Here is an 8,909-nt window from a genome sequence, read left to right on the forward strand (position 1 = left end):
GTGCCGTGGCCTGGAGCGCAGCTGGCACACTCACCGGGAGAGTGCCAGCCACTCACTCTAGGAAGCGGTTAGCACTCGGTCAAGGCGAGTGCCAGCGCGCCGCTCGGACCCGCCCCTGGGAGGGGCGCTGCGTGCGAGGATCGCGGCATGGATCGCGACGGCATCGCCCAGCTGCTCAGCCCGGCCGGCTGGGCCCTGCTGTCGGCGCTGCCGCCCTACGACGAGACCCGCACGATGGCCCTCTCGGAACGCCTGCGCGACGAGGGGATCGACCCGGCGCTCGTCGCCGCCGCCCTGACGCAGTCGCGCCTGCGCGCGAAGGCCGCCGCCAAGTTCGGCACGTTCGCGGACGGCATGCTCTTCACGTCGGCCGGGCTCGAGCAGGCCACGCGCCTGACGGTCGCGGCGCACCACGCCCGGCGGTTCCGCGACGCCGGCTGCACGCTGGTCGCCGACCTCACCAGCGGGATCGGCGCCGACGCCATGGCGTTCGCCGGCATCGGCCTGCGGGTGCTGGCCACCGACCTCGACGAGGCCACCGCGGCGATCGCGACCGTGAACCTGCGGCACTTCCCCGACGCCGTGGTGCGGCACGGCGACGGGCTCGCGCTCGACCTCGAGGCAGAGGGCGTCGACGGGGTGTACGCGGACCCGGCCCGCCGGACGTCGTCGGGGAGCCGCGTCTTCGACCCGTCCGCCTACGAGCCCTCGCTGGACTCGGTCCTCGCGCTGCGGTCGACGGTCCCCGCGCTCGGGCTCAAGCTGGGCCCCGGCATCCCCCACACCGCCCTGCCGGCCGACGCCCACGCCCAGTGGGTCTCGATGGACGGCGACGTGGTCGAGGTCGGCCTCTGGTTCGGCCCGCTGGCGCCCGAGGGGCCCGGTCGCACGGCCCTGGTGCTGCGGGACGGCGAGGCCCACGTGGTCGAGCAGACCTCCGACGAGCGGCCGCCGACCGGACCGGTGGGCGGCTACCTGTACGAGCCCGACGGCGCGGTCATCCGCGCGGGCCTCGTCGGGGAGACGGCGGCGCAGGTGCGGGGTCGGCTCGTCGACGCCACCATCGCGTACGTGACCTCCGACACCCTCGTCCCGGTGCCCACGGCGACGGCTTACCGCGTGCTCGACACCATGCCGTTCGGACTGAAGCGGCTCCGCACCTACCTACGGGGGCGCGACGTGGGCAGGCTGACGATCAAGAAGCGCGGCACGGCGGTGGTGCCCGAGCAGCTGCGGCGCCAGCTCGACCTGCGCGGCGCCGCGACGGCGACGATCATCCTCACGCGCGTCGCCGGCAGCCAGCAGGTCCTCGTGGTGGAGCCGGCCTGATGGCCGCGCCGGTGACCCTGCCGTTCGCGCAGTCGGAGCGCTCGACGGTCGGGATCGAGTGGGAGGTCGGCCTCGTCGACGCCGACTCCGGCGACCTGCGGCAGGCGGCCGAGGCGGTCCTCGCAGCGGTCCGGCCGGCCGACGGCACCGAGCACCCGCTGATCACGCAGGAGCTGCTGCTCAACACGGTCGAGATCAGGTCGGGCAAGTGCCGGACCATCGGCGAGGCGACGGCCGACCTGCAGCGCGCGCTCGACGAGGTGCGGACCGTCTCGACGCCCCTGCGCATCGAGCTCATGGGCGGCGCCACGCACCCGTTCGCGCACTGGGCCCAGCAGAAGGTCACCGACAAGCAGCGGTACGCCACCCTGATCGACCGCACCCAGTGGTGGGGCCGGCAGATGCTCATCTACGGGGTGCACGTGCACGTCGGCATCGAGGACCGCGCCAAGGTCCTGCCGATCTCCCGGGCCATGCTCACCGTCTTCGCGCACATCCAGTCGCTGTCGGCGTCGTCCCCGTTCTGGGGCGGCAAGGACACGGGCTACGCCTCCAACCGCGCGCTCCTGTTCCAGCAGCTGCCGACCGCGGGGCTGCCCTTCGGGTTCGAGGAGTGGTCGCAGCTCGAGCAGTACGTGGGCGACATGATGCACACGGGCGTGATCGACCAGTTCGACGAGGTCCGCTGGGACGTGCGGCCGTCGCCGCGGTTCGGGACGCTGGAGATGCGGATCGCCGACGGCGCGTCGAACCTGCTCGAGGTCGCGGCCATCTCGGCGCTCACGCACTGCTTCGTCGAGCACTTCTCGACGATGCTCGACGGCGGCGAGACCCTGCCGACGCTCCCGCCCTGGTTCGCGCAGGAGAACAAGTGGCGCTCGGCGCGCTACGGCATGGACGCGATCATCATCACCGACGCGGCCGGCGACGAGGAGCTGGTCACCGACGCCGTCAGCCGCTGGCTGGTCGACCTGGCCCCCGTCGCGGAGCGCCTCGGCTGCGCCGCCGAGCTCGAGCAGGTCCGCGTGATCCTCCGTCGCGGCGCGTCGTACCAGCGGCAGCGCGCGGTCGCCCGGCGTCATGCAGGCGAGCTCGACGCCGTCGTCCGCTCCCTCGTCGCCGAGCTGAAGGCGGGCCGCCCGCTGTAGGAGCAGCGAATGCGAAGGATCCGGCCGGATTCCGGCCGGATCCTTCGCATTCGTCGTGGCGAGTCCTCAGACCAGCACAGTCGTCAGCGGCATCGAGGAGTCGACCGGCAGGTCCAGCGACGACGGCGGCAGCCCGCGACGCACCACGGCCGAGCCGAGGGCCGCGATCATCGCCCCGTTGTCGGTGCAGTAGCGGATCGGCGGGATGCGCAGCTCGATCCCGGCCTCGGCGCAGCGCTTGGCGGCCATGTCGCGCAGCTGCGAGTTCGCGGAGAAGCCGCCGCCGACCACCAGGGTCTCGACGCCGTGCACGCGGCACGCCGCGATCGTCTTGGCGGTGAGCACGTCGGCCACGGCCTCGGCGAACGACGCGGCGACGTCGGGCAGCGGCACCTCCTGGCCGGCGTCCTGACGGGCCTCGACCCAGCGGGCGACCGCGGTCTTGAGGCCGGAGAACGAGAAGTCGGCGGCGTGCGCGGCCTGGTCCTTGGCGGCGGTCAGCCCGCGCGGGAACCGGATCGCGGTGGGATCTCCCTCGCGCGCGAGCCGGTCGATGTGCGGGCCGCCGGGGTACGGCAGGCCGAGCAGCCGCCCGACCTTGTCGAACGCCTCCCCCGCGGCGTCGTCGAGCGTCGAGCCGAGCTCGGTGACGTTGACGGTGTCGTCGATGAGCAGGAGCGACGAGTGCCCGCCCGAGACGACGAGCGCCATGACGCGCTCGGGGAACGCCCCGTCGACCAGCTCGTCGACGACCGCATGGCCGATGACGTGGTTGACGCCGTACAGCGGCTTGTCCAGCGCGAGCGCGAGGGCCTTCGCGGCGGACGCCCCCACGGTGAGGGGGCCGACGAGGCCCGGCCCGGCCGTGACGGCGACCGCGTCGACCTCGCCGAGCGACACGTCGGCGGTGGCCAGCGCCCGCTCGATCGTCGGCACCATCGCCTCGAGGTGGGCCCGCGACGCGATCTCCGGGATGATGCCGCCGAACCGAGCGTGCTCGTCCACCGAGCTGGCGACGGCGTCGACCAGCAGGTCGTAGCCGCGGACGAGGGCGACGCCGGTCTCGTCGCAGGAGGTCTCGATCCCGAGCACGAGGGGGTCAGCCATGCGCACCAGGATAGGCGGGCCGTGGGGTGTGACGACCGCCACGACCGCTGCCCGGAACAATCGTGGATAGTTGATGCTTCAATCAAGCATGACCACTGACACCACCGTCCTGGACGGCCTCGACTTCTCCACCACCGGTCTGGCCGTCGGCGACGACGTCGCCGACCTCCTCTTCCGCGAGGCGCGCACCGCCGCCGCGTTCAGCTCCGACGAGGTCAGCGACGAGCAGATCGCCGCGGTCTACGACCTGGTCCGGTGGGGCCCGACGGCCCTCAACATCATCCCGCTGCGCCTGCTTGTGGTGCGCACCCCCGAGGCCCGTCAGCGCCTCGCGGCCCACATGGCCGAGGGCAACCGCGACCGCGTCCTGGCGGCCCCCGTGTCCCTCGTGCTCGCCGCCGACACCGGCTTCCACGCGCACATCCCGACGCTCGCGCCGCACATGACCGCGCTCGCCGACTCGCTCGAGGGGCAGCCCGAGACGCGCGAGACGATGGCGCGCACGAATGCCCTGATCCAGGCGGGCTACCTGATCGTCGGCCTGCGCGCCGCCGGCCTGGCCGCCGGACCGATGGGCGGCATGGACGCCGCCGGCATCGACGAGGAGTTCTTCGCCGAGAACGGCTGGAAGTCGCTCCTGGTCGTCAACGTCGGCCACCTCGCGGGCGCCAGCACCACCCGTCCGCGCGGCGAGCGCCTCGCCTACGACCAGGCGTCGCTCACCGTCTGACCGACCCGCTCCTCCGGAGGCCGCGTCCCCTACGGGGTCGCGGCCTCCTGCATCCCCGTCGCCGCCGGGCGCGCGGGGTCGTTCGACCACTGCGACCACGAGCCCGGGTAGAGCGCCGCCTCGACGCCGATCGACGCGAGCGCGGCCACCTCGTGCGCCGCCGTGACGCCGGAGCCGCAATAGACGGCGACCGGTCCGTCGAGGTCGGCGAACCGCGCGCGGAGCGCGTCGTCGGGCAGGAAGGTCCCGTCCGCGCCCAGGTTCCCGACCGTCGGCCGGGAGATCGCCCCGGGGATGTGGCCGGCCCGGGGGTCGACGGGCTCGACCTCGCCCGCGTACCGCTCGGCCGCGCGGGCGTCGAGCAGCGCGCCGGTCCAGGCGGCCGCGTCGTCCGCGTCGACCGTCGGCAGCGCGCCCTCCTCGAGCACCACGTCGCCGGGCTCRGGCACGACCACCCCGGCCTCGAGCGGCAGCCCCGCGGCGGTCCAGGCCGCGATCCCGCCGTCGAGCAGCCGCACGTCGGCCAGGCCCGCCCAGCGCAGCAGCCACCAGGCGCGCGCCGCGGAGGTGCCACCGACCGCGTCGTACGCGACGACGGCCCGGTCCGACGTGATCCCCCACCGGCGCGCCGCGGCCTCGAGCATCCCGAGTCCCGGCAGGGGGTGCCGCCCGTCCTGCGGCGTCGCGGGCGCGGCGAGCTCGGTCTCCAGGTCCACGAACACCGCGCCCGGCAGGTGCCCCGCGAGGTAGCGCTCGTGCCCGTCCGCCTGGCCCAGCGCCCAGCGGACGTCGAGCAGCACCGGCGGCTCGTCGCCCGCGAGCGCCGCCGCCAGCGCCTCGGCGTCGACGATCACGGCGTCCCTCGTCATGCCTGCCTCCCCGCGCGCAGGTCCAGTCGCATGGTCCACGCGTCGATGTTGCCCGGTTGGTAGTACGCCCGGCGCATGCCGAGCCGCTCGAAGCCCACGCTCTCGTACAGGTGGATGGCCGGGTCGTTGTCCACCCGGACCTCGAGCAGCACCACGGCCGCGCCCAGCGTGCGGGCGCGGTCGAGCAGGTTGTCGAGCATGCGACGGCCGAGGCCGCGGCCCTGGAACCGCTCGTCCGTGCCGATGGTCATGACCTGGGCGTCGAACCCGTCGAACCACAGGCCCGCGTACCCGACCAGCCGCCCGGCGACCGTGGCGCCGACGTACCAGCGGCCGGGTCCGCCGATCTCGGCGGCGAGGCTCTCCGGCGACCACGCCGCCGGCCCGAACAGCTCGACCTCCATGCGCTCCAGGTCCGGTAGGTCGGCCGGGGCGAGCGTGCGCACGACGACGTCGTCGGGCTGCTCGGTCATCCGAGCACGCGCTTGCGCGCCGCCTGCGGGACGGCGTCGGGCCGACGCAGGTAGAGCGGCTCGGTCTCGAGGACCAGACCGGCCGCCGCCCGGCGGAGCGCCAGCCGGGCGAGCTCGGCGGGGTCGGGGTCCAACAGTCCGAAGCCCTCCAGGTCGGGGGCGGCGTCGCCCGTCGGCGGCATCGCGGGCTCGCCGGGGAGGAACGACGCGCCGGCGGTGACGATGGGGCCGGGCTCGGTCAGCGGTGTACGGCGGGAGAAGACGTCGGCGTACAGGTCCGCCCCGCGCCCGATCGCCAGCGCCCCGTGCGTGCGCGGGTCCGCGGCGACGTCGGCCGCTGCGGCGACCTCCGGTGCCGCGAGCACCTCGATCGCCCCGGCCTCGACCAGCCGGTACAGCGCCCAGTACACCTCGCGCCGCCGTGCGTCCGTGGCGACGAGCACGTCCGTGCCCGCCGGCAGGACGCGCGACGCCCGGGCCGCGACGGCGTCGAGGCTGGGCACCCCGCGCACCGGGATGCCGAGCGCGAGCGCCAGCGTACGGGCGGTCACCAGGCCCACCCGCAGCCCCGTGAACGGCGCGGGACCGGTGCCGACGACGACGGACGTCAGCTCCCGCCGGTCCACGCCGGCGTCCGCGAGGACGGCGGCGATCATCGGCGTGAGCAGCTCGGCGTGGTGGCGCTGCTGCGCGTCGGAGCGCGCGGCGAGCACCTCGCCGGCGTCGTCGGTCAGGGCCACCGCGACGGCGGCGGAGGTGTCGAGCGCGATGACGGGCACGGTCTCAGCCTGCCAGCGGGTGGGCGTCGGGCAGCACGACGTCCGCCCAGCGTGCGCCGACCGCCCGCACCGTGACGACCCGCTCGCCGGCCGCGGCGTCGTCCAGGTCGTCGTCGGCCAGCGCTCCCCCGCGCGGTCGCTGCAGCGTGACCTCGAGCCGGTCCTGCGCCAGCGACTCGACCCAGCCCTCACCCCACTCCACCACCGTCACGGCCTCGTCCAGGCTCGCGTCGAGGTCGAGCGCGTCGACCTCCTCGAGCGACCCCAGCCGGTACGCGTCGACGTGCACGAGGGCCGGGCCCCGCCGGCCGTCCCCGCGGGCCAGCGGCGGGTGCTCGCGCGCGATGATGAACGTCGGCGATGCCACCTGCCCGCGCACCTGCAGGCCCGCGCCGATGCCCTGCGTCAGGGTCGTCTTGCCCGCCCCGAGATCGCCGGTGAGCACCACGAGGTCTCCCGCGCGCAGCACCTCCGCGAGCGCACGGCCGTAGGCGCGCGTCGCGTCGGCGTCCGGCAGGCGGACGGTCACAGCGCTCACGAGGCGGCCTCGCTGTCGACGTGCACCCGGGGGACGCGGGACCCGATCCGGGTGACGATCTCGTACGAGATGGTGCCGGCGGCCTCCGCCCAGTCCTGCGCGGTCGGTCCGCCGTCCTGCCCGGTGCCGAAGAGCTCGACGCGGTCTCCCGCGCGCTCGGTCGCGTCCGGGCCGAGGTCCACGACCACCTGGTCCATGCACACGCGCCCGGCCACGCCGAGCGTGCGGGCGCCCACGCGCACCGGGCCACCGGGGTGGTCCTGCGTGCCGGAGGCGTGCCGCGGGATGCCGTCGGCGTACCCGAGCGGCACGAGGCCGAGCACCGTGTCGTGCGGCGTGACGTACTGGTGCGCGTAGGAGACGCCGTGCCCGCCGGGGACGGACTTCACGTTGGCGAGCTCGGCCTCGAGCGTCATCGCCGGCACCAGCCCGAAGTCGTCGGGGCCCCCCAGCTGCGGGACCGGCGACAGCCCGTAGACCGCGATGCCGGGCCGGACGAGGTCGTAGTGCATGCCGGGCGCGGTCAGGGTGGCGGCGGAGTTGGCCAGGTGGCGCACCTCGAGCGCGACGCCCGCCCGCTCGACGGTCCGCAGGGCGTCGGCGAACACCTCGGCCTGGAGCTTGACCGTGGGGTGCTCGGGCTCGTCGGCGAACGCCAGGTGGCTCCACAGGCCGACCACCTCGACCGCACCCTCGGACCGCAGCCGCAGCACCTCGGGCAGCAGCGCCGTCAGGTCGTCGGGCGTCAGCCCGTTGCGCCCCAGGCCCGTGTCGACCTTCAGGTGGGCACGAGCCGGACGTCCCGCGGCCCGTGCCGCCGCGGCCAGCTCGTCGAGCGCCCACGGCGCCGACACGGAGACGTCGATCTCAGCGTCGACGGCCTCCCGCAGGGGCGCACCGGGCGCGTAGAGCCACGTCAGCACGCGCGGGGCGACGATGCCGCTCCGCCGCAGGGCGAGGGCCTCGTCCATCTGCGCGGCACCCAACCAGGTGGCGCCGCCGGCCACGGCAGCCGTCGCCGTCGGGACGAGCCCGTGCCCGTAGCCGTCGGCCTTGACGACGGCCAGGACCTGGGCGGTGGGGGCGTGCGCGGCCAGCGACCGGACGTTGGCGCGGACGGCCGCGAGGTCGACGACGGCTTGCGCGGGGTACGAGCTCACGGCGCCCAGTGTCGCACCGTCCGCGCGTGCGGCACGTCGACCGGCCGGCGACCGGGCGGCCGCGGCCGTCACGCGATCGGCACCACCACGTCGGCCCGCGCCGCGGTCGCCGCGACGAGGCGCGCGTTGCTCTCGTCCGGCCCGTGCGACCACGCGCGCGCGGCCTCGGGCGACTTCCCGAACGCCTCGTGCCGGGCCACCAGCCGGTCGAGGCGGAGTGCGTCGTCGGGCGCCAGGAACCACGACTCGTCCAGCAGGCCGGCCACGGGCCCGAAGCCGTGGTCGTCGAGCAGCAGGTAGTTCCCCTCGACCACGACCAGCCGCGTCTCGGGCGGCACGGCGATGGCCCCCGCGACCGGGTTGCGCAGGTCGCGGCGGTACTCAGGGGCGTAGACCGTCCGACCGGGCTGCCGGAGCCGGGCGAGCAGCGCGACGAACCCGTCGGCGTCGAACGTGTCCGGTGCACCCTTGCGGTCGGCGCGCCCGATCCGCTCGAGCTCGGTCTGCGCGAGGTGGAACCCGTCCATCGGGACCACGACGGCGGCCGCACCCACGACCGCGACCACCTCCGCCGCGACCGTCGACTTGCCGGCACCGGGCGCCCCGGCGATCCCGAGGATCCGGCGCGGCCCGCTCGCGAGGGCCTCGACGCGGGCGACGAGGTCGGGCGGCAGCGTCATGCGCCCAGCAGCTCCGCGATGGTGCCGGGCAGGGCCTCGGCGACGTCGCGTGCGCCGATCGGGCCGCCGGGGTTGGCGCGGTGCGCGGCGCGTCCG

General features: G+C 75.3%; 10 protein-coding genes. 3 read left to right on the forward strand and 7 right to left on the reverse strand.

The genetic code is table 11. The features are described 5' to 3' along the window. The first annotated feature begins 147 nt into the window (after nt 1–147). Together AC1DT4_RS10995 and AC1DT4_RS11000 are read left to right on the forward strand one after the other, a co-directional pair. Entirely contained in the window at nt 148–1,329 is a 1,182-nt protein-coding gene (locus tag AC1DT4_RS10995) for a class I SAM-dependent methyltransferase (protein ID WP_477089825.1), read from the forward strand. Further along, a complete protein-coding gene (locus AC1DT4_RS11000) occupies nt 1,329–2,477 on the forward strand; it encodes a glutamate--cysteine ligase (protein ID WP_477089826.1) in 1,149 nt (382 codons plus the stop codon). Before AC1DT4_RS10995 ends, AC1DT4_RS11000 begins: the two co-directional genes overlap by 1 nt. 66 nt (nt 2,478–2,543) lie before the next feature. Here AC1DT4_RS11000 and tsaD read toward each other — a convergent pair whose 3' ends face one another. Continuing rightward, nucleotides 2,544–3,584: a tRNA (adenosine(37)-N6)-threonylcarbamoyltransferase complex transferase subunit TsaD gene (gene tsaD / locus AC1DT4_RS11005; RefSeq protein ID WP_477089827.1), complete on the reverse strand. Its 1,041-nt coding sequence runs from the start codon at nt 3,582–3,584 to the stop codon at nt 2,544–2,546. An 88-nt stretch (nt 3,585–3,672) separates the two neighbouring features. Here tsaD and AC1DT4_RS11010 point away from each other — a divergent pair, with 88 nt between their 5' ends. Next, nucleotides 3,673–4,314 carry a malonic semialdehyde reductase gene (locus AC1DT4_RS11010; RefSeq protein ID WP_477089828.1) on the forward strand — a complete coding sequence of 214 codons (642 nt, stop codon included), beginning with the start codon at nt 3,673–3,675 and terminating at the stop codon, nt 4,312–4,314. 29 nt (nt 4,315–4,343) lie between these two features. Here AC1DT4_RS11010 and AC1DT4_RS11015 read toward each other — a convergent pair whose 3' ends face one another. From AC1DT4_RS11015 to AC1DT4_RS11040, 6 genes are all read right to left on the reverse strand, one after another. Beyond that, nucleotides 4,344–5,183, reverse strand: coding sequence for a sulfurtransferase (locus tag AC1DT4_RS11015; protein ID WP_477089829.1), 840 nt, complete (start codon nt 5,181–5,183; stop codon nt 4,344–4,346). After that, nucleotides 5,180–5,656, reverse strand: coding sequence for a ribosomal protein S18-alanine N-acetyltransferase (rimI, locus tag AC1DT4_RS11020; RefSeq protein WP_477089830.1), 477 nt, complete (start codon nt 5,654–5,656; stop codon nt 5,180–5,182). The genes AC1DT4_RS11015 and rimI overlap by 4 nt, the downstream gene beginning before the upstream one ends. Next, the gene (gene tsaB, locus AC1DT4_RS11025; RefSeq protein WP_477089831.1) at nt 5,653–6,435 is read right to left on the reverse strand and encodes a tRNA (adenosine(37)-N6)-threonylcarbamoyltransferase complex dimerization subunit type 1 TsaB; all 783 of its coding nucleotides are present in this window, start codon (nt 6,433–6,435) and stop codon (nt 5,653–5,655) included. The genes rimI and tsaB overlap by 4 nt, the downstream gene beginning before the upstream one ends. A gap of 4 nt (nt 6,436–6,439) precedes the next feature. Further along, nucleotides 6,440–6,973: a tRNA (adenosine(37)-N6)-threonylcarbamoyltransferase complex ATPase subunit type 1 TsaE gene (gene tsaE, locus AC1DT4_RS11030; RefSeq protein WP_477089832.1), complete on the reverse strand. Its 534-nt coding sequence runs from the start codon at nt 6,971–6,973 to the stop codon at nt 6,440–6,442. Continuing rightward, on the reverse strand, nt 6,970–8,133 hold the full coding sequence (gene alr / locus AC1DT4_RS11035) for an alanine racemase (RefSeq protein WP_477089833.1): 1,164 nt from the start codon (nt 8,131–8,133) through the stop codon (nt 6,970–6,972). Before alr ends, tsaE begins: the two co-directional genes overlap by 4 nt. Before the next feature lie 68 nt (nt 8,134–8,201). After that, nucleotides 8,202–8,813, reverse strand: coding sequence for a nucleoside/nucleotide kinase family protein (locus tag AC1DT4_RS11040; RefSeq protein WP_477089834.1), 612 nt, complete (start codon nt 8,811–8,813; stop codon nt 8,202–8,204). Nucleotides 8,814–8,909 lie beyond the last annotated feature (96 nt).

This window comes from Cellulomonas sp. P4_D11, from assembly GCF_056401915.1.

What these genes read in the sequence shown, in the direction of transcription:
- AC1DT4_RS11010 (WP_477089828.1), top strand. Translation starts at nt 3,673, where the DNA reads ATGACCACTGACACCACCGTCCTGGACGGCCTCGACTTCTCCACCACC.
- rimI (WP_477089830.1), bottom strand. Translation starts at nt 5,656, where the DNA reads ATGACCGAGCAGCCCGACGACGTCGTCGTGCGCACGCTCGCCCCGGCC.
- AC1DT4_RS11000 (WP_477089826.1), top strand. Translation starts at nt 1,329, where the DNA reads ATGGCCGCGCCGGTGACCCTGCCGTTCGCGCAGTCGGAGCGCTCGACG.
- AC1DT4_RS10995 (WP_477089825.1), top strand. Translation starts at nt 148, where the DNA reads ATGGATCGCGACGGCATCGCCCAGCTGCTCAGCCCGGCCGGCTGGGCC.
- AC1DT4_RS11040 (WP_477089834.1), bottom strand. Translation starts at nt 8,813, where the DNA reads ATGACGCTGCCGCCCGACCTCGTCGCCCGCGTCGAGGCCCTCGCGAGC.
- tsaD (WP_477089827.1), bottom strand. Translation starts at nt 3,584, where the DNA reads ATGGCTGACCCCCTCGTGCTCGGGATCGAGACCTCCTGCGACGAGACC.